At 63.8% G+C, this 23,676-nt stretch carries 23 protein-coding genes and 1 tRNA gene; 14 read left to right on the top strand and 10 right to left on the bottom strand.

Annotated features, from left to right (window positions below):
* Positions 1-2 precede the first annotated feature (2 nt).
* From cyoC to J2W40_RS08850, 6 genes are all read left to right on the top strand, one after another.
* Positions 3-647: a cytochrome o ubiquinol oxidase subunit III gene (gene cyoC / locus J2W40_RS08875; protein ID WP_310223729.1), complete on the top strand. Its 645-nt coding sequence runs from the start codon at positions 3-5 to the stop codon at positions 645-647.
* Positions 644-1,015, top strand: coding sequence for a cytochrome o ubiquinol oxidase subunit IV (gene cyoD / locus J2W40_RS08870; protein WP_310223727.1), 372 nt, complete (start codon positions 644-646; stop codon positions 1,013-1,015). Before cyoC ends, cyoD begins: the two co-directional genes overlap by 4 nt.
* A complete protein-coding gene (locus tag J2W40_RS08865) occupies positions 1,012-1,725 on the top strand; it encodes an SURF1 family protein (RefSeq protein ID WP_310223725.1) in 714 nt (237 codons plus the stop codon). The genes cyoD and J2W40_RS08865 overlap by 4 nt, the downstream gene beginning before the upstream one ends.
* Positions 1,722-3,047 carry an ATP-binding protein gene (locus tag J2W40_RS08860; RefSeq protein ID WP_310223723.1) on the top strand — a complete coding sequence of 442 codons (1,326 nt, stop codon included), beginning with the start codon at positions 1,722-1,724 and terminating at the stop codon, positions 3,045-3,047. The genes J2W40_RS08865 and J2W40_RS08860 overlap by 4 nt, the downstream gene beginning before the upstream one ends.
* On the top strand, positions 3,037-3,570 hold the full coding sequence (locus tag J2W40_RS08855; protein ID WP_310223721.1) for a response regulator transcription factor: 534 nt from the start codon (positions 3,037-3,039) through the stop codon (positions 3,568-3,570). The genes J2W40_RS08860 and J2W40_RS08855 overlap by 11 nt, the downstream gene beginning before the upstream one ends.
* Positions 3,571-3,605: 35 nt before the next feature.
* Positions 3,606-3,679 (top strand) — tRNA-Gly (locus J2W40_RS08850).
* A 14-nt stretch (positions 3,680-3,693) separates the two neighbouring features.
* Here the strand turns inward: J2W40_RS08850 and J2W40_RS08845 are convergent.
* Positions 3,694-4,602: a sugar kinase gene (locus J2W40_RS08845; RefSeq protein WP_310223719.1), complete on the bottom strand. Its 909-nt coding sequence runs from the start codon at positions 4,600-4,602 to the stop codon at positions 3,694-3,696.
* Positions 4,603-4,788: 186 nt separating this feature from the next.
* Between J2W40_RS08845 and J2W40_RS08840 the strand changes: the two genes are divergently transcribed.
* A complete protein-coding gene (locus tag J2W40_RS08840; protein ID WP_310223717.1) occupies positions 4,789-6,753 on the top strand; it encodes a hybrid sensor histidine kinase/response regulator in 1,965 nt (654 codons plus the stop codon).
* A 150-nt stretch (positions 6,754-6,903) separates the two neighbouring features.
* On the top strand, positions 6,904-7,782 hold the full coding sequence (locus J2W40_RS08835) for an alpha/beta fold hydrolase (protein WP_310223715.1): 879 nt from the start codon (positions 6,904-6,906) through the stop codon (positions 7,780-7,782).
* On the opposite strand, the gene J2W40_RS08830 is transcribed toward J2W40_RS08835, so the two are convergent.
* Complete coding sequence (locus tag J2W40_RS08830; protein WP_310223713.1) at positions 7,777-8,709, bottom strand: NAD(P)H-dependent flavin oxidoreductase; 933 nt, start codon at positions 8,707-8,709, stop codon at positions 7,777-7,779. The two genes, J2W40_RS08835 and J2W40_RS08830, sit on opposite strands and share 6 nt — an antisense overlap.
* Positions 8,710-8,847: 138 nt before the next feature.
* Here J2W40_RS08830 and J2W40_RS08825 point away from each other — a divergent pair, with 138 nt between their 5' ends.
* On the top strand, positions 8,848-9,906 hold the full coding sequence (locus J2W40_RS08825) for a hypothetical protein (RefSeq protein WP_310223711.1): 1,059 nt from the start codon (positions 8,848-8,850) through the stop codon (positions 9,904-9,906).
* 90 nt (positions 9,907-9,996) lie between these two features.
* Here the strand turns inward: J2W40_RS08825 and J2W40_RS08820 are convergent, their stop codons facing one another.
* Positions 9,997-10,347, bottom strand: coding sequence for a DUF2794 domain-containing protein (locus J2W40_RS08820; protein ID WP_310223709.1), 351 nt, complete (start codon positions 10,345-10,347; stop codon positions 9,997-9,999).
* Positions 10,347-11,060 (bottom strand): serine O-acetyltransferase EpsC, encoded by a 714-nt coding sequence (gene epsC, locus J2W40_RS08815; protein ID WP_310223707.1) that lies wholly within the window; start codon positions 11,058-11,060, stop codon positions 10,347-10,349. The genes J2W40_RS08820 and epsC overlap by 1 nt, the downstream gene beginning before the upstream one ends.
* A 171-nt stretch (positions 11,061-11,231) precedes the next feature.
* Here epsC and J2W40_RS08810 point away from each other — a divergent pair, with 171 nt between their 5' ends.
* Complete coding sequence (locus tag J2W40_RS08810) at positions 11,232-12,005, top strand: sulfite exporter TauE/SafE family protein (RefSeq protein WP_310223705.1); 774 nt, start codon at positions 11,232-11,234, stop codon at positions 12,003-12,005.
* Positions 12,006-12,044: 39 nt separating this feature from the next.
* Positions 12,045-12,974, top strand: coding sequence for a hydrogen peroxide-inducible genes activator (locus J2W40_RS08805; RefSeq protein WP_037476606.1), 930 nt, complete (start codon positions 12,045-12,047; stop codon positions 12,972-12,974).
* On the opposite strand, the gene J2W40_RS08800 is transcribed toward J2W40_RS08805, so the two are convergent.
* The 3 genes from J2W40_RS08800 to pgsA are packed head-to-tail and all read right to left on the bottom strand — an operon-like array spanning position 12,971 to position 14,239.
* Complete coding sequence (locus tag J2W40_RS08800; RefSeq protein ID WP_310223703.1) at positions 12,971-13,414, bottom strand: molybdenum cofactor biosynthesis protein MoaE; 444 nt, start codon at positions 13,412-13,414, stop codon at positions 12,971-12,973. The genes J2W40_RS08805 and J2W40_RS08800 overlap by 4 nt on opposite strands.
* Positions 13,411-13,665, bottom strand: coding sequence for a molybdopterin converting factor subunit 1 (gene moaD, locus J2W40_RS08795; protein ID WP_310223941.1), 255 nt, complete (start codon positions 13,663-13,665; stop codon positions 13,411-13,413). The genes J2W40_RS08800 and moaD overlap by 4 nt, the downstream gene beginning before the upstream one ends.
* Before the next feature lie 10 nt (positions 13,666-13,675).
* The gene (gene pgsA / locus J2W40_RS08790) at positions 13,676-14,239 is read right to left on the bottom strand and encodes a CDP-diacylglycerol--glycerol-3-phosphate 3-phosphatidyltransferase (RefSeq protein WP_310223701.1); all 564 of its coding nucleotides are present in this window, start codon (positions 14,237-14,239) and stop codon (positions 13,676-13,678) included.
* A 138-nt stretch (positions 14,240-14,377) separates the two neighbouring features.
* Here pgsA and J2W40_RS08785 point away from each other — a divergent pair, with 138 nt between their 5' ends.
* On the top strand, positions 14,378-15,688 hold the full coding sequence (locus tag J2W40_RS08785) for an MFS transporter (RefSeq protein WP_310223699.1): 1,311 nt from the start codon (positions 14,378-14,380) through the stop codon (positions 15,686-15,688).
* A 26-nt stretch (positions 15,689-15,714) separates the two neighbouring features.
* Here J2W40_RS08785 and J2W40_RS08780 read toward each other — a convergent pair whose 3' ends face one another.
* Positions 15,715-15,912 (bottom strand): hypothetical protein, encoded by a 198-nt coding sequence (locus J2W40_RS08780; RefSeq protein WP_310223697.1) that lies wholly within the window; start codon positions 15,910-15,912, stop codon positions 15,715-15,717.
* A 108-nt stretch (positions 15,913-16,020) separates the two neighbouring features.
* Between J2W40_RS08780 and J2W40_RS08775 the strand changes: the two genes are divergently transcribed.
* Positions 16,021-18,069, top strand: a complete 2,049-nt coding sequence (locus tag J2W40_RS08775; protein WP_310223695.1) for a transglycosylase domain-containing protein — start codon at positions 16,021-16,023, stop codon at positions 18,067-18,069.
* Between the two features lie 7 nt (positions 18,070-18,076).
* Here J2W40_RS08775 and J2W40_RS08770 read toward each other — a convergent pair whose 3' ends face one another.
* Positions 18,077-19,414: an aromatic ring-hydroxylating oxygenase subunit alpha gene (locus J2W40_RS08770; protein ID WP_310223693.1), complete on the bottom strand. Its 1,338-nt coding sequence runs from the start codon at positions 19,412-19,414 to the stop codon at positions 18,077-18,079.
* Positions 19,415-19,578: 164 nt separating this feature from the next.
* Between J2W40_RS08770 and J2W40_RS08765 the strand changes: the two genes are divergently transcribed.
* A complete protein-coding gene (locus J2W40_RS08765) occupies positions 19,579-20,049 on the top strand; it encodes a nuclear transport factor 2 family protein (protein ID WP_310223691.1) in 471 nt (156 codons plus the stop codon).
* Between the two features lie 4 nt (positions 20,050-20,053).
* Here the strand turns inward: J2W40_RS08765 and putA are convergent, their stop codons facing one another.
* Complete coding sequence (gene putA / locus J2W40_RS08760; protein WP_310223689.1) at positions 20,054-23,650, bottom strand: trifunctional transcriptional regulator/proline dehydrogenase/L-glutamate gamma-semialdehyde dehydrogenase; 3,597 nt, start codon at positions 23,648-23,650, stop codon at positions 20,054-20,056.
* Positions 23,651-23,676 lie beyond the last annotated feature (26 nt).

Raw genomic sequence — 23,676 nt, 5'->3', positions numbered from 1 at the left:
TCATGGCCACACGCTCCAAGATCGACCCCGCCTTCCTCGACCAGGACGGCAAGCCCCTCTTCCACTTGGGCGAGGAACCGCATCATCCCGAAGGCTCCAGCACGTCGCTGGGCTTCTGGATCTACCTGATGAGCGATTGCCTCATCTTTGCCTGCCTGTTCGCGACTTATGCAGTGCTGAGCGGCAGCTTTGCCGCTGGGCCTGGCCCGCGCGACCTGTTCGACCTGAACCTCGTCGCGCTCAACACCGCAATGCTGCTCTTCTCGTCCATCACCTATGGCTTTGCCATGTTGTCGATGGAAAAGAACAAGGTCGCCGCGACCCAGGGCTGGCTAGCGATCACCGGCCTGTTCGGCCTCGCCTTCCTCGGCATCGAACTCTACGAATTCGCGCACCTCATCCATGAAGGCGCGACGCCGCAGCGGTCGGGCTTCCTGTCCGCCTTCTTCGCGCTGGTCGGCACCCATGGTCTGCACGTCACCTTCGGCATCATCTGGCTGGTGACGCTGATGGTACAGGTCGCCAAAAAGGAGCTGATCGCGGCGAACCAGCGCCGCCTGATGTGCCTCAGCATGTTCTGGCACTTCCTCGACGTCATCTGGATCGGCGTCTTCACCTTCGTCTATCTCATGGGGATGCTGCGATGAGCGCGCACGATCACGACACTCACGGCGAGGCGCATGGCGCCCACGGCACGATGGGCAGCTATATGATCGGCTTCGGCCTGTCGGTCATCCTGACGGCCATCCCCTTCTGGCTGGTCATGACCGGCTATTTCGCCAATACACAGACCACCGCGCTCGTCATCATGGCCTTCGCGGTCGTGCAGATCGTCGTCCACATGATCTACTTCCTGCACATGAACACCCGTTCGGAAGGCGGCTGGTCGATGATGGCGCTGATGTTCACTTTGGTCCTGGTGGTCATCACCCTGTCCGGTTCGATGTGGGTCATGTATCATCTCAACACCAACATGATGCCCGCCATGACGCATGACATGAGCCAGATGCCGTGACAGCCGCGAACCCCCGCCATGGCCGGGCGGGGTTCGCGATCGGCCTGACGCTGATCGCGGCTTTGCTGTTTACGACCCTATGTACGCTTGGCGTCTGGCAGGTCGAACGGCTGGCGTGGAAACGCGATTTGATTTTCCGGGTCGCTGTCCGTATTCACGCCCCGCCGGTGCCAGCGCCCGCCAGAGCGACCAAATCCGACGAATATCGCCGCGTCGCCGCGACTGGCACCTTCCTCCACCACCGCGCGACACTGGTACAGGCCTCGACCGTCCGCGGCCCTGGCTTTTGGGTGCTGACCCCGCTCCAGCGCGCGGACGGCTCGACGCTGCTGGTCAATCGCGGCTTCGTGCCGCCCGACGCCCGCACCAGTTACACCCGCCCGACGGGGCAAGTCCGCATTACCGGCCTGCTGCGCCTGACCGAACCGGGCGGCGGTTTCCTGCGCGATAATGACCCCGCTGCCGACCGCTGGTATTCGCGCGACGTTGCCGCCATCGCCGCCGCCCGCGCCCTGCCCGCGACGCTGCCTTATTTCATCGACGCCGACGCCGGGGCGCAGCCCGACGCCCTGCCCATCGGCGGGCTGACCGTGGTGCAATTCCCCAACAACCATCTCGTTTACGCCATCACCTGGTTCACGCTGGCGGCGATGGTCGCGGGTGCCTATATCTTCGTCATGCGCCAGTCAGGAAAAGATCGCCGGGCATGAAGGGCAACACGCCCCTGCGCGCGCGCTGGCTTCCCAGCCAATGGTCCGCCGATGCAGCCGGGCGCAAGAATATGGCGCTACTGGTCCAGTTACGCTGGATCGCGATCGCGGGGCAAGTTGCGACCATCCTGATCGTTCATTATGGCATGGACATCCGCCTGCCCTTCCCGTCCATGCTGGTCGTGCCCTGCATCGCGGCGGCCATGAACCTTGGCAGCATGATGATATTGCGGCGGCGCACCGACATTTCCCATGCCGAACTCTTCCTGGCGCTGCTCTTCGACGTGCTGGCGCTCACCACCCAACTGTATCTGAGCGGCGGCGCGACCAACCCGTTCATCTCGCTCTATCTGGTGCAGGTGGCGCTGGGTGCAGTCCTGCTCCACCGCTGGAGCGTCTGGGGCATCGTCGCCATCTCCTCGCTCTGCGCCGCGATGCTCTCGCTCGTCTATCGCCCGCTGGATCTGAGCGAAGCGTTCGAAGGCCGTCTGTTCGACCTGCATATCATCGGCACCTGGATCTGCCTGACGATGATCGCGGTGCTGCTCGTCCTGTTCATGACCCGCATCACCCGCAACCTGCAACAGCGCGAAGCCTATCTCGCCCGGTTGCGGCAGCAGGCGGCGGAGGAGGAGCATATCGTCCGCATGGGCCTGCTCGCATCGGGCGCGGCACATGAATTGGGCACGCCGCTCGCGCAACTCGCCGTCGTGCTGGGCGATTGGCGCCACATGCCCGAAATCACTGGCCATCCCGCCCTGGTCGAGGAAGTCGGCGAGATGGAAACCGCCATCAAACGCTGCAAGGCGATCCTGTCCGGCATCCTGATGTCGGCCGGCGAAGCGCGCGGCGAAGCGCCGCAGATCACCAATGTCCGCGATTTCGTCGATGCCATCGCCCGCGACTGGCGCAGCGCCAATCCCGGCATGCCGCTGCGCTGCGACTTTGGCCCGCACGACTATCCCCGCATCGTCGCCGATCCGGTGATCCGCCAGGCCGTCACCAACCTGCTCGACAATGCGCGGGAAGCCGGCGCGACCTATATCGACATGCTCGTCAGCCGCGACAATCGCTGGCTCCATATCGCCGTGCGCGACAATGGCCCAGGCTTTAGCGAAGAGATGCTGGCCGATGTCGGCAAACCCTACAGGTCCAGCAAGGGCAAGCAGGGCGGCGGCCTCGGCCTCTTCCTGGTGGTCAATGTCGTGCGCAAGCTGGGCGGACGGGTCAATGCCAGCAACAGCGTAGAGGGCGGCGCGATGATTCTGCTGCGGCTGCCGCTCGCGACCCTGGCCTTGGAGGAGGGCAAGCATGACGTCTGAACGGCTGTTGCTGATCGTTGAGGATGACGAAGCCTTCGCCCGCACGCTCAAACGCTCGTTCGAGCGGCGCGGCTATAGCGTCCTGCTCGCCGACAGTCTGGAAAGCGTCAACGCCCGCCTCGCCGACCACCGCCCCGGCTTTGCCGTCGTGGACCTCAAGCTCGGCCCCCAGTCCGGCCTTGCCTGCGTCCAGGCGCTGCACGCCCATGACCCCGCGATGCTCATCGTCGTACTGACCGGCTTTGCCAGCATCGCGACTGCCGTCGATGCGATCAAGCTCGGCGCCACCCATTATCTCGCCAAGCCGTCCAACACCGACGACATAGAGGCCGCCTTCGCCCGCTCCGGCGGCGACCCCGACACCCCGCTCGCCCCCCGCCCGACGTCGATCAAGACGCTGGAATGGGAGCATATCCACGAAGCGCTCAAGGACAGCGACTTCAACATCTCCGAAGCCGCCCGCCGTCTGGGCATGCACCGCCGCACGCTGGCGCGCAAACTGGCCAAGCGCCAGGTTGGTTGACGGCGCATTTCCGCCGTGGCAATGGGCAATCGAACGCGGGTGTAGCTCAATGGTAGAGCAGCAGCTTCCCAAGCTGACGACGGGGGTTCGATTCCCCTCACCCGCTCCACGCTCACCAATAGATTAGTAAGGCGCGTCGGCATCCTTTGGCGGAATCGCGCCCCGCCGCCCGATATTCCATCCGGCCAGCCGATGCCCGGCCAGCGCGGCGTCCACCGGAGTCGCGCCGCCCAGTCGGGCGTGGAGATAGCCGCCGTTGAAGGCATCGCCCGCGCCGCTCGAATCCACGACTTCCAGTGATCGGGGAATGGGCACCACCTGCCCATCGACCAGACAGCCATCACCGCCCAGTTTGACGATGATCTCACGGCCCTCACCCGCGCCCCAGCGGATCGCGGCATCCTGCGCATCGTCCGCTTCGCCCATCTCGACTTCGTCCGCCAGCGTCGGCAGACCGATATCGGCCAGCGCGATCGCGCGGTCGCGCCAGTGCCGCGCGGTGGCCGCATCGTCCCACAAGCGCGCCCGGTAATTGCCATCGAAGGCCACCTTGCCGCCCCGCGCCCGCACCGCCGCGCACAGGTCTAGCAACGCCTCCCGTCCCTCGTCGGGCAGGATCGCAAGCGTGATCAACGAGAAATAGAGCAGGTCCGATTGCGCCGCCGCCTCGACCATCGCCGCGCTATCGGGCAGCGCGAACATCCGCCGTGCCGCTGCTTCGCTGCGCCAATAATGGAAGCTGCGTTCCCCGCTCGCGTCCGTCTCGATCGCATAGAGGCCCGGCAACCGATCGGCGGCGCGCAGCACCAGCGATGTATCGACCCCTTCAGCTTCCCACGCCGCGCACAGGTCGGCGCTCATCGGGTCGCTGCCCATCGCGCTTGCCAGCCGGACTCTGTTACCAAAGCGGGCGAGATGCACCGCCGTATTGATGACATCGCCGCCATAACGCAGGTTCCAACTATCGCCCGTTCCCCGGCTCAGTTCCAGCATGGCCTCACCAATCACCGTGACCGTCACACCCTCGCCCATGCCCACATCCCGTCCAGCCAAACCCGTCTTTGCCGGGGCGTGGTGGCGCAGAGCGGCTGCCCAAGTCAAGCCATCCCACCGCCCCCACGACATCCTTCCCGACATGTGGAACGATCGGGCGGTTGCGGCGTTTGCCTAAAGGCAAGGGGATGACGTCATGACCATGGCGTCCTGATCGGGAATATAATGAACAAGGGTCTATCCGGTTATACGGGCAACCGCTTCGAACTGCTGGTTCAAAGCGTTACCGACTATGCCATCTACATGCTCGATGCCGATGGCGTGGTGGTCAGCTGGAATGCGGGTGCGGAGCGGTTCAAGGGCTATGCCGCCGACGAGATCATCGGCGAGCATTTCTCCCGCTTCTATACGCCGGAAGATCAAGCCACCGGCATTCCCGCGCTTGCCCTCTACACAGCCGACCATGACGGCCGGTTCGAAGCCGAAGGCTGGCGCGTCCGCAAGGACGGCACGCAATTTTGGGCCAATGTCGTCATAGACCCGATCCGCGACGCGCAGGACGGCCAGTTGCTCGGCTTTGCCAAGGTCACGCGCGATCTGACCGAACGGCGCGCGGTGCAGGAAGCGCTCCGCTCCAGCGAGGAGCGGTTTCGCCTGCTCGTCGAAAGCGTCACCGACTATGCCATCTACATGCTCGATCCGGTGGGCACGATCACCAGTTGGAACATGGGGGCCGAACGCTTCAAAGGCTATAAAGCCGACGAAATACTGGGCCAAAATTTTGCCCGCTTCTATTCGGAGGAGGATCGGATGGCGGGGCTTCCCTCGCGCGCGCTCCATACCGCCGAGCGCGACGGCCGGTTCGAAGCCGAGGGATGGCGCATCCGCAAGGATGGATCGCGCTTCTGGGCCAATGTCGTCATCGACTGCATCCGCGATCCCCATGGCCAGTTGCTCGGCTTTGCCAAGGTCACTCGCGACCTGACCGAAAGGCGCGAATCGCAACAGGCGCTCGACGCCGCGCGTGACGCCATCATCCAGACGCAGAAAATGGACGCGATCGGCAAGCTGACCGGCGGCGTCGCCCATGATTTCAACAACCTGCTTGCCGTCATTGTCGGCAGCCTCGACCTCGCCCGCCAACGCATGGCAAGCGGCGCGGATATCAGCCGCTATCTCGACAATGCCATGGCGGCGGCCGAACGCGGCGCAACGCTGACGCAGCGGATGCTGGCCTTCGCCCGCAAGCAGGAATTGAAACTGCAGAGCGTCGATCCGGTCGCGCTGGTGCTGGGCATGGCGGACCTGCTGCAAACGACGCTGGGCAGCGCCATCGACATCGAAACCCGTTTTCCTATGTCGTTAGCCAATGTGCATGCCGATCCGGCCCAGTTGGAGCTCGCGATCCTGAACCTGGCGGTCAATGCGCGCGATGCCATGCCCAAAGGCGGAAACATCATCATCGCAGCGCAAAACTGGACCATCGAGCCGGACAACCGGCCCGACCTGTCGCCCGGCACCTATGTCGAACTGACCGTTGCCGACCAGGGCGAAGGCATGGATGCCGCCACGATCGCGCGCGCCCGCGAACCTTTCTTCACGACTAAGGGTGTGGGTAAAGGCACTGGCCTTGGCCTCTCCATGGTCCATGGCTTTGTTCAGCAATGCGGCGGCTCGCTCACCATCGCCAGCGAACTCGGCGAAGGTACGACCGTCTCGCTCTGGCTCCCCGTGTCGCAGGCCGGACCCACCACGGATGCCGTGATGCCCGTCGATTATAGTAATAGCCCATCCGTCCCGCTCGTGATCTTGGCAGTGGATGACGACGAACTGGTGCTGACCAACACGGCCGGCATGTTGGAGGATCTGGGCCATACCGTGTTCCAGGCATCGAACGCTGCCGAAGCCTTGCGCATGCTGGAGCAAGGGGATGTCGATCTGGTCGTGACCGATCACGCCATGCCAGGCATGACAGGCGCACAATTGGCTGATGCGATCGACAAGATACGGCCGGGACTACCCGTGATCATCATCACCGGATTCGCGGAATTGCCGCCCCATGCCAGCAGCCGCCCTCGTCTTGACAAACCCTTCCGCCAAGCGGAACTGGCGCGGGTCGTGGCGCAGGCTGGTCGCGCAGCGGCGGCTGCGCGCGCGCCCCATATCCTGCCCCACGTCGATGGCGAATAGAGTGTAGGAAGTCCGTCATACTGCTGGAAACAGCATTGAAACATTCGAAAAATTCCACGATTTTGGTCGCTCTTTGCTTGCAAGCGGGGTGGAGTTCGCCAAAGGGAGTGCGCAAGCTTAAAAACCTTCTCCTCCGGCCAGCAGGACTGCATGGACACGCCGACCGCCCTGACCCCGACCTCGCATTTCTTCACCTCCCTGCGCACCCGTCTCCACTATCTTGATTGGGGCAATAGCGCCGCGCCGGTGCTGATCCTCATCCATGGCGGCTTCGATCATGGGCGTAGCTGGGACTGGACGGCGCGCGCGCTGGCGAAGGATTATCATGTCATCGCGCCGGACTTGCGCGGCCATGGCGACAGCGCCTGGTCGCCCGACGGTTCCTATATGATGGCCAATTATATTTATGACCTGGCCCAACTCGTCGATCTGCTCGACCGACCGCCCGTCACCATCGTCGGCCATTCGCTCGGCGGGTCGATCGCGCTGCGTTATGCTGGCCTGTTCCCCGACAAGGTGCAGCGCATCGTCGCTCTCGAAGGGCTCGGCCTGTCACCTGACCGCTTGAAGGCAAAAGCCGAGGAAGCATCGCTTGACGTCTGGCGGCAATGGATCGACACGCGCCGTGCCAATGCCCGCCGCACGCCCCGACGCTATGCCACGATAGAGGCAGCGGTCGGCCGCATGCGCGAACGCAATGAGCATCTTTCGGTCGAACAGGCGCTGCACCTCACCATCCACGGCGTCAACCGCAATGAGGATGGCAGCTTCAGCTGGAAGTTCGACCCTTATCTCAGCAGCGCCGCGCCGCAGGCGGGCAGTGACGCAGACCTGCCCGATTTCTGGTCGCGCATCACTTGCCCGACCCTGCTGTGTCTGGGGCAAGATAGCTGGGCCTCCAATCCGGCGAAGGACGGCCGCATGGCGCATTTCGCCGATGCGCGGCTGGTCGAATTTCCCAATGCTGGCCACTGGCTCCATCACGACCAGTTCGACCGCTTCATCGCCGAGTTGCGCGCCTTCCTATGAGGTGAAGCCGTCGATCGCCGACCGATATTGCGCCTTCAACTGCGCGATGAAGTCGGCAGCGGGCTGAATCTTGCCAATAGCGCCGATCCCCTGGCCACATCCCCACACGTCGCGCCACGCCTTCTTGTCACCGCCGGTCATGCTGGCAAAATCCATTTCGGTCGCCTTGGGCAGATTGTCCGGGTCCATGCCCGACGCGACGATGCTGGGGCGCAGATAATTGCCATGGACGCCAGTGAACACGTCGGAATAGACGATGTCGCCCGCGCTGCTGTCCACGATCATCTGCTTGTAGGCTCCATCCGCATTGGCCTCGGTCGTGGCGATGAAGGGCGACCCCATATAGCCAAGGTCAGCCCCCATCATCCGCGCCGCCGCAATGGCGCGCCCGGTCGCGATCGACCCCGACAGCGCCAGCGGCCCGTCGAACCAGGCCCGGATTTCCTGCACCAAAGCAAAGGGCGACAACGTGCCCGCATGGCCCCCTGCCCCGGCCGCAACCGCGATCAGGCCATCGGCCCCCTTCTCGATCGCCTTCCTGGCGAACCTGTCGTTGATGACGTCGTGCAACACAATGCCGCCATAGCTATGCACCGCCGCATTCACCCGCTCCTGCGCACCCAGCGAGGTAATGATGATCGGCACCTGATATTGGACGCACAGGTCCAGATCCTCGTCCAACCGGCTGTTGCTCTTGTGGACGATCAGATTGACCGCGAACGGCGCATCCGCGTCCGTCAATTCCGTGCCCAGTCGTTGCAGCCATTGTTCGAACATGCCCGAAGGCCGGGCGTTGAGCGACGGAAAAGCACCGACAATTCCCGCACGACATTGGGCGATCACCAGTTCGGGCTGCGAAATGATGAACATCGGCGATCCGATCAGCGGCAGCGACAAGCGGCCTTCGAGCGCAGACGGCAGGGACATGGGCGGACTTTCCTCTCTCTTTTGCCCCACCGCGCTATCATCGCGCAGCGTCCCGAAAAAGAGCAAAAGGAACTGTGTTGATGACATAATACAGCTGTGGTAGCGTCGTGCGGTCGAAACCGACAGGAGAGCTGGACGATGTATAGCGAAGGCGACTTGCAGGATGCCGTTACGGCGGGCGTCCTGTCACCGCAGGCCGCACAGGCGCTGCGCGATCATGTCGCACAACTGCGCGCCAGCCCCGTGGTCGATGAAGAAAATTTCCGCCTCCTGACCGGCTTCAACGACATTTTCGTCGCCATCGCCGGCATCATCCTGCTCGTCGCGGTCGGCTGGCTCGGCAACAGCGTGCGACTCGGCGCGGCGGAACATCATCCCTCCTTCATGTCGGGCGCGCTGGTCGCGGCGGTCAGTTGGGGTCTGGCGGAATATTTCACCCGCCAACGGCGCATGGCGCTGCCCTCCATTCTGCTGCTCGCGGGCTTTGTCGGCGGTGTCGCCTTCGCGTTGGGCGCGTTGGCGGGACAGTTATTTCCCGACGTTGGCGATCGGGTGGCTTCGCTGATCATATCGGGCGTCGCGGCCGTCAGCGCGCTGGCCGCCTGGATGCACTGGCGGCGCTTCATGGTGCCGATCACGGTCGCGGCGGGCGCGGCCGCCGCCGCTGGCGTCGTCGGCGGCCTTGTCCTTGCCGCCTTCCCCGGCGATATCCGGCTGGCCTATCTGCTGCTGCTGGCCGGTGGCCTCGCCATCTTCGCGCTCGCCATGCGCTGGGACATGAGCGATCGGACACGCACCACGCGCCGCGCCGATGTCGCCTTCTGGCTGCACCTGACCGCCGCGCCGATGATCGCCCATTCGCTGTTCAATCTGCTCGGTGTGTTCCGGGGCGATGACATCAGCATGGGCAAGGCGATCGTCGTGATCCTGCTCTACATCGCCTTCGGCCTGGTCGGCCTCGCGATCGACCGACGCGCGCTACTCGTGTCGAGCCTAGCCTATGTCCTCTTCGCCCTCTACGCTCTGTTCAAGCAGGCAGGCGCGGTCGAACTATCGGCCGCCTTCACGGCGCTCGTCATCGGTTCGTCGCTGCTGCTGCTCTCGGCACTCTGGCACCATGCCCGCATGCTCGTAGTGGGCACTTTGCCGCCGTCCCTGACCAACCGCCTCCCCTACGCCGGCAGCGCACCAGCATGATCCAAGCACCCCTCCCGCCAGCGGGAGGGGCAGCGAGACTTACCGAGCCGAAGGCGAGGTTAGTCGCAGCGGGGTGGGCCAGCGCCCACCTCACCCCTCGACCACCCGCATCAATTTCCGCTCGACCGGGGCCAGCACATTCTGCAAATCCTGCCCGCGCTTGAGGATCTGGCCCCCCTCCCCAACCAGCACCCACATGCCCTGCCGATGGCGCAGCGCCGGTCGCTTCTCGATACGATATTCAGGGCGCTCGGCGGTGCGGCGAAAGGCGCTGAAGATCGCGACCTCGCGCCCCATATCCATCGCATAGTCGCGCCAATGCCCGGCGGCGACCATTCGCCCATAAAGGTCCATGATCCGCTGCAACTCCAACCGCTCGAACCCCACCTGGCGCTCGCCCGGTCCCGTCCCTGGATGGGGAAACGGCGTCACATTGCTCATCAGGCCCGGTCACGCTCCTGAAACAGGCTGGCATCATCGGGCAGCGACGGCCGCTGCTTTTCCACCATCAATTCGGCCAGCCGCTTCTGTAACTGCTCGACCTCGCACTGCAGCAGTTCCAACTTCTGCTTTTCGGGATCGAAACAATCGGAACAGGGCGTGCCATAGGGCATGAAATCGCGCTGATAGGCAGTGACATCGACCAGCATCGCCCGCGCCGGAATGCCGACCATGGTCGCGCCTTCGGCCACATCCTTGGTCACCACCGCATTGGCACCCACGCGCGCCCGTGCGCCGACCGTCACTGGCCCCAATACCTGCGCGCCCGACCCGATGATCACGCCGTCGCACAGGGTCGGATGCCGCTTGCCCGCAATGCCATTAGCCGGGTCAGTCCCACCCAGCGTCACATTCTGGTACAGCGTCACATCGTCGCCAATCTCCGCCGTCTCGCCGATCACGGTAAAACCATGATCAATGAAGAAGCGCTTGCCGATCTTGGCACCGGGATGAATATCGTTCCCGGTCAGGAAACGCGATATATGGTTGACCAGGCGCGCCAGGAAATAGAGCCGCGCCCGATAGAGCCGATGCGCAATGCGATGATAGCCGAGCGACCAGACGCCCGGATAAAGCAGGATTTCCGCGCGGGAGCGGGGCGCAGGATCGCGGCTTTTTACCGAATCCAGATAGGAAATGAGATTGCGCAACATGAACGCGCCCCTGCCTGATGAAAACTGAACCTGACAGCGGATATAGAGAAGAGACATCTGCATTTCCAGTGATGCCCAAAAAGGGGGGATATCGCCGCCCAAACGGAAACTTGCTTTGCCTTTTCGAATATGACTATCATACAGGTAGAGAATAAAGTCAGGGGACCATGGATGATCGACGCCTTCATCGCCAATTTCGGCGACATATTGCCCTTCATCCTCATCGGCTTCGGCGCACAGATGATCGACGGCGCACTTGGCATGGCCTATGGCGTGATCTCCAGCACGCTGCTGCTGGCGCTCGGCGTCCCTCCCAGCCGCGCCTCGGCCAGCGTCCATGCGGCCGAAACCTTCACCACCGGGGTTTCGGCGATCAGCCACATCCTGCACAAGAATGTCGACTGGCGGCTCTTTGCCCGGCTAATCATCCCCGGCGTCATCGGCGGTGTTGCGGGTGCCTATCTGCTGTCGAATATCGACGGGGCCATAATCAAGCCCTTCGTGCAGGTCTATCTCGCCTCGATCGGCGTCTACCTGATCTGGCGGGGCTTTCATCTGCCGCCCAAGCCGCGCGATCCCAAATGGGTGGCACCGCTGGGTCTGGTCGGTGGTTTCATGGATGCAACCGGCGGCGGCGGTTGGGGGCCTGTCGTTACCTCCAACCTCTTGCTGCAAGGGGCTAGCCCGCGCCACACCATTGGCACGGTGAACAGTGTCGAATTTGTCCTGACGCTGTCGATCAGCATCACCTTCCTGTTTCATCTGGGTTGGGAGACCTTCACCACCTACACGGTCGGACTTCTGATCGGCGGCGTGGTGGCAGCCCCCTTCGGCGCGATCCTTGCCCGCCGTGTTGCCCCCCGCGTCCTCTTCACGGCAGTCGGCATCATCCTCACGCTGACGTCGCTGTTCGGCGTGGTCAAATGGCTTGGATTTATCGGCTAAGAAACTTATATTCGGCTTTCTGATCGAGGAAACCGATAAATGTCCAGCTACCTCCCCACCCTCAAACAGTTGCAATATCTCGTCGCGCTCAAGGAACAGGGCCATTTCGGCAAGGCGGCCGAAAGCTGCTATGTCACCCAATCCACCCTGTCGGCCGGTATCCGCGAACTGGAATCGCTGGTCGGCGTGACATTGGTCGAACGTACCCGCCGCGTCGTCCGCTTCACGGCGCTCGGCGACCGCATCGTGGCGAAAGCCCATCGCGTGCTGCGCGAAGCGGAAGAACTCGCCGCCATCGCCGAAGCATCCGGCAAGCCCCTGACCGGCGAATTGCGTATGAGCGTCATTCCGACCATCGCCCCCTTCCTGCTGCCGCGCATGCTCCCCCGATTGCGCGCCGACCGGCCCGAACTCAAACTCTATCTGCGCGAAGAAACGACCCAAGCGGGCGTCGAATCGCTGCGCCATGGCAATGTCGATTGCGTGCTGATGGCCTTGCCCTTCCCGATCGGCGAACTGGACAGCGAAATCCTGTTTCAGGACCGGCTTTTCGTCGCCTTCCCCCATGACGAGCCGGTCGACCTGCCCGAATGGATCGGCCCAAACATGATTGATGAAAGCAAATTATTGCTGCTGGAGGATGGCCATTGCCTCAAGGATCATGCGCTCGCCGCCTGCAACCGCCCCGAACTACGCGCCAGCGCGACGATGATGGGCACCTCGCTCCATACGCTCATCCAGATGGTGGATAATGGCCTGGGCGTCACGATGATCCCCGAAATGGCGATCGCGGCCGGCATATTGGAACATACCCGCATCGCCGCCCGCCCGCTCAAGTCCGAACGCGCCTGGCGCGACATTGCCCTTGTCTGGCGCAAGAACAGCCCGCGCGAGAAAGAATTTCACTTGCTGTCCGAAATCCTCCGCGACGCCGCCGCACTCAACTGCCGCCTGCCCGAAGCCGCCTAGCTGTCCCAACCCTGGGCTTTGACGGCATCCTCGTCGCGCGCCGCCACCCACTGCGTCGCGCCACCCGCGAAATGCTCCTTCTTCCAGAAGGGCGCATCCGATTTCAGCCAGTCGATCAGGAAGGCACAGCTTTCGAGCGCTGCCGTGCGGTGGCGCGACGCGGTGCCGACGAACACAATCCGCGCGCCCGGCTCCAGCCGCCCGAAGCGATGGATCACGCGCACGCCCAGCAGCGGCCAGCGCCCCATCGCCTCATCGACGATCCGCCCGACCTGCGCCTGTGTCATCGCGGGATAATGTTCCAGTTCCAGCGCCACCAGCCCGTCGCCGCCGCGCACCACGCCGGTAAAGCTCGCTACCCCGCCGCCGCCTAGCGCTTCGAGCGCCGCCAGTTCGCCGCCGACATCGAAATCGTCCGCCTGGATCGCGACCCGCTTCATCCGCCGGTCACTGGCGGGAACAGCGCCACTTCCTTCGCCGCGCCGATCAGGCTGTCCATCGGCACGAATCGCTGATCGACCGCCGCGCGCAACCGCGCCGGATCGCCCAATGCCTCGGCATAGCCGTCACCCCGCGCCGCAAGCATCGCCACCAGATCGGCAACCGTCATGCCCGGATCAGGCCGCTCGATCTGCTCCTCATCACGCCCAATGGCCTCGCGCACCCAAGCGAAATAGACGATCGACAGCATCGCCATCGCCTCAGTCCATATGCCGGATGCCGACGCGCAGATAATCCCAGCCCGTCATCAACGTCAGAATAGCGGCGGCCCACAGCGTCACGATGCCCACGGTCTGCACGAACACAAGATGCGGCACCGCCCCCGCCAGGATCAGCGCGCCCAGTGCGACGATCTGGCACGTCGTCTTCCACTTCGCCAATCGCGACACCGGCATCGACACCTGCAAGCCCGCCAGAAATTCGCGCAGGCCAGACACCGCAATCTCGCGCAGCAGGATGACCATGGCCGCAATGATGTGCAGCCCGGCAATATCGCGCGTCGCCGCCAGCATCAAAATGACCGCGCCGACCATGATCTTGTCGGCGATGGGATCGAGGAAGACGCCGAGCTTCGACACCGTCCCCTGCGCCCGCGCCAGATAACCGTCGAAATAATCGGTCACGCCCATCAGGCAGTAAAGACCGAAGGCCAGCGCATAGCCGGTGGTCCAGCGCGCGCCCATCTCTGCAGGCCAAAGCAGCGCGACGAGCAACGGCACCGTGACGATACGCGAAAGCGTGAGCAGATTAGGCAGCGTCAGCATAGCCGCCGCCTGCCACAGTCGGGCGCGGCGCACAAGCCAGACGGCATATCGACCTCCATGCAAGGGGCATTGGACAGGGACGCCGCCAACCGCTAGACCCCGCCCCGGTCGCTAACGGGAAAGAAGACGCCCCTATCCATGCAAGCCTCTCTCAGGCTCTTGAACAAGCGCCGATTCCTGCCGCTGTTCGTCACCCAGTTGCTGGGCGCCTTCAACGATAACCTGTTCAAGAACGCGATGGTCCTGTTCGTCGTGTATCAGGTTTATAATGATGAGCGGTCCGAAACCTGGTTCAGCGCGCTGGCGACGGGGCTGTTCATCCTGCCCTTCTTCCTGCTCTCCGCCCTCTCCGGCCAACTCGCCGATCAACGCGACAAGGCGCTCATTATCCGCTGGGTAAAGGCGGCCGAAATCCTCATCATGCTGGTCGGCGCGGTCGGCCTCGGCCTCATCTGGAGCGGCATCGGCGTCCATACGATCGCCATTCCGCTGCTGCTCGCCGCGCTGTTCGCCATGGGCATCCACTCGACCTTCTTCGGCCCGATCAAATATGCGATCCTGCCCCAGCATCTCCATGATGAAGAAGTGCTGGGCGGCACCGGCCTGGTCGAGGCAGGCACCTATATCGCGATCCTGGCTGGCACGATCCTGGCGGGGATCATCCCGGTCGAGATTGCGGCGGTCTGCATCATCATCACCGCACTGATCGGCTATGTCGCCGGACGGCAAGTACCCTCCGCGCCCTCGCTCCTCTCCGCACAACCGATCGACTATCATATCATCCGCTCGTCGGTCGCGCTGGTGCGCGGGACGATGCATATCCGTCGGCTGTTTCTGGCGATCATGTCGATCAGCCTGTTTTGGGCGGTCGGGTCGATCCTGTTCATTCAGTTCCCGCCCCTCGTTAAAAACGTCCTGACTGCCGAAAAGGCCGTCGCCAGCCTGTTCCTCGCGATTTTCTCCATCGGCATCGCCATCGGTTCGGTCGCGATCAACCGCCTGCTTCAGGGTCATGTCTCCGCCAAATATGCGCCTGCCTCCGTCATCGGCATGGGCCTGTGCATCGTGGCTTTCCATTTCGTGTGCGTTATGTGGCCACCCGAACCCGCTGGCGAGATGCTGTCGTTGCGCGACTTCATGGCGCATCCGCTGGCCATTCCGCTGTCGCTCTGCCTGCTCGGAGTCTCGACCTTCGGCGGCATGTTCGTCGTGCCGCTCTATGCCTTTCTCACCACGACGGTCGAAAAATGCGAAGCGGCCCGCACCGTCGCGGCCAATAATATCGTCAATTCAGGTGCGATGGTCATCGGCTCGCTCTGCGCGATCGGCCTCAGCATTGCTGGCATGCCCGTGGTAATGCAGTTGCTGCTCGTCGCCTTCCTGACTCTGCCCTGTGCGGCGATGGCGTGGAAGCTGCATAAGGCTTGCGACGGCCCGATATGTCATTGATGAGGGCTGCCCCTATGGCGCGTCCCTCAGGAAATGAAGCTGTAGAAGGCGATAAAGAAAGCGCAGAAGCTCAAGCCGAACAGCTTCCAGTCATTATCGTCATCCACCACCCGCGCCTTGCTAGCGGGGGATTTTTCCATCACGCGCAGCACATGGGCGGGCAGCCGCTGGCGAAAGGGATGACGGGCCGATTCTGTGGTCAGGACAAGGGTTCGGTTTCGCATAGCGACAGGTTAACGCATTATTTACCATTTCGACCATTGTATTTGATGGGCAATTTTCGCCTGTCCCACTGCGGGACAGGCTTGACTGTGTCATATGAATAACACAGCATGTCGACACCAATGACTGAGCCTGGCCCTATTGATCCATCCACGCAGCCGCGCGAATTTGGCGCGGGGCCGCCCAGCGCCTTCGCGCCGCCCACGCCATGGCGGCGACGGTTGCAGATAATGGGCTGGATCATGGCAGCGGGCCTCGCCATCGTGATGATCGCCATCGCCTGGCTCGCCATTACCGCGCCCTTGTCGCAGTCGCTCAAACCGATCGCCCCGCCCAGCCTCAGCCTCATGTCGGCGGACGGTCATCTCATCGCCCGGCGCGGCGCGGTCATTGACACGCCCGTAACGATGGCCGACCTCCCCACCCATGTGCCCCAGGCCTTCATGGCGATCGAGGACCGCCGCTTCGCCAGCCATTGGGGCATCGACCCGCGCGGCATCGCGCGTGCGGCCTGGCATAATCTGTGGAATGATGGCGCTTCGCAGGGTGGCAGCACCATCACCCAGCAACTCGCCAAGGGCGTGTTCCTGTCCAGCGACCGCACCATGGGGCGCAAGGCCCGCGAAGCTATGATCGCGCTCTGGCTGGAGGCTTGGCTGACCAAGGACCAGATCATGGAACGCTATCTGTCGAACGTCTATTTCGGCGATAATGTCTATGGCCTGCGCGCCGCTGCCCGCCATTATTTCAACCGCTCGCCCGACCGCCTCACCATCCCACAGGCCGCGATGTTGGCGGGCCTGCTCAAGGCCCCCTCGCGCCTCGCGCCTACCAGCAACCTCAAAGGCGCGCGCACCCGCGCCGCGCTGGTGACGCAGGCGATGGTCGATGCGGGCTATCTGACCCAGGCGGAGCGCAACGCCCTGCCGCCTGCCCGCCTCAACGTCCATGACGTGCCCGACGCCACCACCGGCACCTATTTCGCTGACTGGGTGCTGCCGCAGGCGCGCGACCGGGCGGGCGCGGTCTATGGCGAGCAGAAGATCGAAACGACGCTCGACTGGCGCATCCAGCGCCTCGCCGAAGCCGCTGTCCGCCGTGCGCCGCTGGGCGGCGCGCAGGCGGCGCTCGTCGCAATGAAGCCCGACGGCAGCGTCGTCGCCATGGTCGGCGGCAAGAATTACGACAAAAGCAGCTTCAACCGCGCGGTGCAGGCTAAGCGCCAGCCCGGATCGACCTTCAAGCTGTTCGTCTATCTCGCCGCCTTCCGCGCGGGCATGACGCCCGAAGACATGATCGACGACACGCCGATCACCACCGGCAGTTACCGCCCAGCCAATCATGGCGGCAAATATCGCGGCCGCATCAGCCTGCGTCAGGCCTTTGCCGCATCCAGCAACGTCGCCGCCATTCGCCTGACGCAAAAGGTCGGCGTCGATGCCGTGATCAAGGTCGCGCGCGATCTCGGCATCACCGCGCCGTTGACCGAAGATTTGAGCCTTGCGCTTGGCACGTCGGAAATCCCGCTGATCGAACTGGCCGAAGCCTATGCGGCGGTCGCAGCCGGAGCCTATCCCGTCCTCGCCCATGGCCTGCCGCCCGAAGAACGGGGCTGGTTCGAACGGCTGATGGAGCGGCAGCGCGCCTTCGACAGCGGCGAACTCGCGATGATCCGCGATCTGCTCTCTTCCGCCGCCAATCGCGGCACGGGCAGCGCGGCGGCGCTGCGCACCAGTACCTTCGGTAAGACGGGCACGACGCAGGACAGCCGCGACGCCATTTTCGTCGGCTATGCGGGCGGCCTCGTCACCGCCGTCTGGGTCGGCAATGACGACAACAAACCGCTCCCCGGCGGCGCAGCAGGCGGTGGCATGCCCGCCCGCATCTGGCGCAATTTCATGAGCGGGGCGATCAACGAGCCCGTTGCGGATGCGCCCGAAGAAACCCAGGACGCCGACCTCGTCAATGCCATCGCCAATATCGCGGTCGAAACCGGCATCGGTAATGTCGGCGTGGGTGTCGATGGGGACGGCGTAACGGTTAATATCGGTGGCAATCAAATCCGCTTGCCGATCGACCAGCCCGCCGCACCAGCCGGCACCCTACCTCCGCGCATCGCCCCGACCCAGCCACCGGAAAATGCGGACGGCGCACCCTGATCCAGGCTTATCGCCGTCCCGCCAGATAATCGTTCAACACCTCATGGAAATAGCGCACCCGCGTTTCCTGGGCGCTCAGATAGGCGTCGCCATAGCCGCGCGAGTGCATGCCCCGCTGCATCCCTTCGGCCAGCATCATGTCCTGATAGACGATCTGCCCCTCAATCTCTGGCACGCCCCGGCCATTGTCGAAATCACGCCATAGCATGTCCGCTTCGCTGAACGGTTGTGGACCCGCCATGATCGATTCCACTTCCGCCTGCCCCGCCACCGGAAAGGCCATGCACCACAGATCGAACGTGCATTTCCCCGGATCATCGGCATGGGGTTCTGTGCGGAAGAACAGGATATTGTCAGGCAGGAAGGAAATGGTGACATTGGGGAAGATCACCGTATGCGGACTGTCGGTGATCTGCTCATCGTCCATATGTTCATAATGAACATAGCCCCGCTCGCGCCATAGCCGACGCTTGGCCGCCTTGAGGTCCAGCCAGCCCTGCATCGCCTTGGTCTCATAGTCCGGGTAGCTGTCCGGATCGATGTCCCACTGGCGCAAGATATGGTCGAACGGGTGCGGCACCCCGTCGGGCAGCCGGTCGCTGAGCGAGGGCCGCATCGGCTGGACAGTGCGCCCGTGGCCTGCGGGATACATTTCATGCCGGGCGGTATCGACATCCTGGTCGATCCATGGCGGCACCTGCGGATGAGCGGTGCGGGTGTGATAGCTTTCGGAGAAATTGTCGGTCGCGAACTTCCAATTGGTGTTGAGGTTGATCTTCATCCAGAACACCCGGACGCCGGTATCCATCGGGTAATTTTTATAAAGCTCCGGCATTGGTGCCAGATAGTCGAGCAGGGCGGGCGCGGCATCGTCCATCGTGTACCAGACGAACCCGCCCCAAGTGGCGCAGCGCAGTTCCTTCAGCTTCAACTTGCCGCAAGGGTTGCCCTGCGGAAAATCATGCGGGTCCTGCGCATAGTGCAACACGCCGTCCTTGCCCCATTTCCAGCCATGATAGGGACAGGTGAACGCCTCGGCAAAAGCGCTGCCCTCGGTCAGGCGCATGCCGCGATGCCCGCAGGCATTGTAGAAGGCCTTGATGCTCCCATCATCCTGCCGGATGCAGATGACGCTTTCATGCCGGAAGTCGTGAACGACATAGTCGCCCGGCTCCTCCAACTCCGCCGTCCGCCCCGCGACATGCCAGATCCGGGTCCACAGATGATCCCATTCCTGCTGCATGAATTCGCGACTGGTATAGCGATCGCCACTGATCGGATCGCCGCGCAACGCGGCGGGATCGCGACCGTCCATGGTCAGCGGATGAATGGCGGGCTGGTCCATGCTGCTCTCTCCTGCTGGCGTTCTTGTACCCAAGGAATAGGCGTCATGGCCTGCCCCGTCGCCTTGCACTTCTGTCAGGCGGCGCGGGCTGGCACTTGTCGCAGGTGGGGCGGAACGATGTTCGACCGCATAATAGGGCGATATAATTGATGGGAGATGGTGGCATGGACGGCGTCGAGACATTGCTGGCGATTGAGGCGATCAAACAGCTCAAGGCCCGCTATTTCCGCTTGATGGACAATAAGGACTGGCCCGGATTGCGCGACATCTTCTGCGACGACGCCCTGTTCGACGCACGCGCGTCGCTCAGCATCGACGGCAAAGGCGACGAAGGCCGGGCAGCAGAAAGCAACGACTGGGTCTATGAAGGCGGCGACACCATCATCGCCTTCATCCAGGCCGCGATCGGCACGCAACGCACGGTCCATCATGGCCATTGTCATGAAATCGAGATCATCGGCGCGGATGACGCGCGCGGTGTGATCGCGATGGAGGACCAGATTTGGGACGCAAGCGGCACCAGCATGACCCTGCATGGCTGCGGCCATTATCATGAAGACTATAAACGGGTGGATGGCCGCTGGCGCATCCACCGCTCGCGCATTTCCCGGCTGCAGGTAATGATCGGAGGCTGAGCCTTTAGCCGATCATCATCAGGCTGGCATTGCCCCCTGCGGCCGTCGTGTTGATCGAGGTCGAGACTTCCTCCAACAGCCAGTCGAGGCAATAGCCCTCCGCCGTCTCTGCATGGACCGGCACGATCCGGCCGGGCAGATCGGCGGCGGCCTGGACCGCAGCGGCGACGCGCTCGGCATCTCCCTCGACCAGTATCGCGGCTATGGGCGCGATCGGATCTGCTGTGAAGCGCGCAGCCACCTCCGGCGGCAGGCTTGGCGGGACCGTCATGCCCTGCACCGTTGCGCTGTTGCCGGTGGCAAGGATCGCGGCCATCTGCCGGAATAGTCCGGCACGGGTAGCAGGGCGCAGCAGCATCGCCCCACGCGGATGGAGGGTGTAGAGATTGCGCTCGCCAACCGGCCCCGGCAGCGTCAGTTCGACACCCAGCGCGGACGCATCGCCCGCCCGGCGCGCCTCGCTCGCGGCCTCGCCATAGCCCTGCGCATCGAGCCAGTCGGCAAAGGCATGAAGCGGCGTCTGCAGGCGGCTGACCCGCGCTGCCAGAACCGGCGGCGTGGCGACCAGCCGCCCCAGATAGAGCGGACCGCCAGCCTTTGGTCCGGTACCCGACAGGCCACAGCCGCCAAAGGGCTGAACCCCGACGATCGCACCGATGACGTTGCGGTTGATATAGATATTGCCGACCTTCACCCGGCGCGTGACTCGCGCGACCGTTTCATCGAGCCGAGTGTGCAGCCCGAAGGTCAGCCCATAGCCGGTGGCGTTGATCGCATCGACCAGCACGTCCAATCCGTCGCGACGAAAGCGCAAGACATGGAGGACCGGGCCGAAGACTTCGCGATCCAGGTCCGCCAGGCTGTCAATCTCGATGATGGTCGGCGCAACGAAGGTGCCATGCGCGGTTTCGGGCGCCAGCGGGCGTTGATCCACCGCCCGTCCCATCGCCCGCATGGCGTCGATATGGGCGTTGATGCCCGTTTGGGCTTCGGCGGTGATGACCGGGCCGATATCGACTTTGAGCGCATCGGTGCGGCCAAGGCTGAGTTCGGCGAGCGCGCCCTTGAGCATCGTCAATGTGCGATCGGCGACATCCTCCTGCAGGCACAGGACGCGCAACGCCGAGCAGCGCTGGCCCGCGCTGTCGAAAGCCGAGGCGATGACGTCGGCGACGACTTGCTCGGCGAGCGCCGATGAATCCACGATCATGGCATTTTGCCCGCCGGTTTCGGCGATGAGCGGGATCGGCCGGCCCTGCGGCGACAGGCGGGTGGCAAGCTGGCGCTGGATCAGGCGGGCAACCTCGGTCGATCCGGTGAACATCACGGCCCCAGTCTGCGGCGCGGCGACGAGCGCGGCCCCGATCGCGCCATCCCCCGGCAAAAGCTGGAGCGCGTCGGTCGGCACGCCTGCGGTGTGGAGCAGGCGAACGGCTTCGGCGGCGATCAGCGGCGTTTCCTCGGCAGGCTTGGCCAGGACCGCATTGCCCGCGACCAGCGCAGCGGCAACTTGGCCGGTGAAGATTGCCAGCGGGAAGTTCCAAGGGCTGATGCAGGTGACCACGCCGAGCGGTTGCTGATGGCCGAAGGTCGTGCGGGCCTGCTGCGCATAATAGCGTAGAAAGTCGATCGCCTCGCGCACTTCGGCGATGGCGTTGGGGATGGACTTGCCCGCTTCGCGGACGATGAGGCCAAGCAGGATCGGCATGCGCGTCTGCATCGCGTCGGCGGCGCGATCAAGCGTGGCAGCGCGATCGGCAACCGGCGTGTTGCGCCAGAGCGATGCGGCCGCCCGGATCGCAGCGGCGCGGACATCATCCACCGTTGCTTCGACCACAGTGCCAACGATATCGCGATGATCGGCGGGGTTGCGGACAGGTCGCCCCTCGCCAGCCCCGCCTTCCGGCGCAGCGGTCCAGTCCAGCGTCGCGCTGTGCTGGAGCGCTTGTGTCAGGCCTGCCAAGGCTTTCTCGTCGCTGAGGTCGATGCCATCGGAATTGCGTCGATCAGGGAAGATGGCGGCCGGGAGCGCGATCTGGTCATGACGGGCGCCGGGTTGTGGCATGGCGCGGACGGTATCGACCGGATCGGCGATCATCTCCTCCACCGACACGGCTGGGTCGGCGATGCGGTTGACGAAGCTACTGTTCGCACCATTTTCGAGCAGGCGACGGACGAGATAGGCGAGCAACGTCTCATGTGTGCCGACTGGCGCATAGATGCGGCAGGGGCGATCGAGCTTGCCCGCGCCGACCACCTGTTCGTAGAGCGGCTCGCCCATGCCGTGGAGGCACTGAAATTCATAAGTGCCGATGCTGAAATCCGGCCCGGCCATCGCATGGATGGTGGCGAGCGTCTGGGCATTATGGGTGGCGAATTGCGGGAACACCGCATCCTTCGCCGCGAGCAGCTTTTGCGCACAGGCGATATAGGCGATGTCAGTGTGCAACTTGCGGGTGTAGACCGGGAAATCGGCAAGGCCATCGACCTGCGCGCGCTTGATCTCTGCGTCCCAATAGGCGCCCTTGACCAGGCGGACCATGATGCGGCGATCGGCGCGACGGGCAAGATCGACGATCCAGTCGATGACGAAGGGGCAGCGCTTGCCATAGGCCTGGACCACGAAGCCAAGCCCGTTCCAGTCGGACAAAGCGGGATGCAGCGCCAGGCTTTCGAGCAGGTCGAGCGACAGGTCGAGCCGGTCGGCTTCCTCCGCGTCGATGTTGAAGCCGATATTATAGCTTTTGGCGAGCGCGGCGAGTTGCTGCACGCGGGACAGAAGCTCGGTCATGACGCGGTCGGCCTGGGCGCGGGCATAGCGTGGGTGGAGGGCGGACAGCTTGATCGAAATGCCGGGACCGGCATAGACGCCGCGCTTGGCCGATGCCTTGCCGATGGCGTGGATCGCCTGTTCATAATCGGTATAATAGCGCGCGGCGTCATCCGCCGTCGTTGCCGCTTCGCCGAGCATGTCATAGCTGTAGGCGAACCCCTTGGCCTCCATCACCTTGGCGCGCTTGAGCGCTTCCTTGATGGTTTCGCCGGTGACGAACTGTTCGCCCATCATCCGCATGGCGAGGTCGACGCCGCGCCGGATGACCGGTTCGCCCGCCCGTGCGACGAGGCGCGTCAGCGCTGCGCCAAGGCCACGATCATCGACGCTGCCGACCAGCTTGCCGGTGACCACCAGCCCCCAGGTGGCGGCGTTGACGAACAGCGACTTGTCGGTGCCCAGATGCGACCCCCAGTCGCCGTCGGCGATCTTGTCGCGGATCAGCGCGTCGCGGGTCGCGGCATCGGGGATGCGCAGCAGCGCTTCAGCGAGGCACATCAGCGCGACGCCCTCCTGGCTGGACAGCGCATATTCCTGCACCAGCCCCTCGACGCCGGTGCCCTTGTGATTGGCGCGCAGGGCCGTGACGAGCTTATGCGCTGTTTCGCGCGCTGCGGCGCGGTTCGCGTCGGGCAGCGTCGCCGCTACCATCAACGGGGCAAGCGCCTCGGCTTCATCGCGGCGATAGGCGTCGGTGATCGCCTGGCGCAGCGGGGATTGGGCGCGGATGGCGGGGGCGAAGGCGGCAAAGGGGGGCTGGACGGTCATACCGTGCCTAATATCGCATGTAATGA

The sequence above is a fragment of the Sphingobium xenophagum genome (assembly GCF_031457465.1).
In the GTDB taxonomy this organism is placed as follows: Bacteria; Pseudomonadota; Alphaproteobacteria; order Sphingomonadales; family Sphingomonadaceae; genus Sphingobium; species Sphingobium xenophagum_A.
This window is presented reverse-complemented; position numbering and strand designations above follow the sequence as displayed.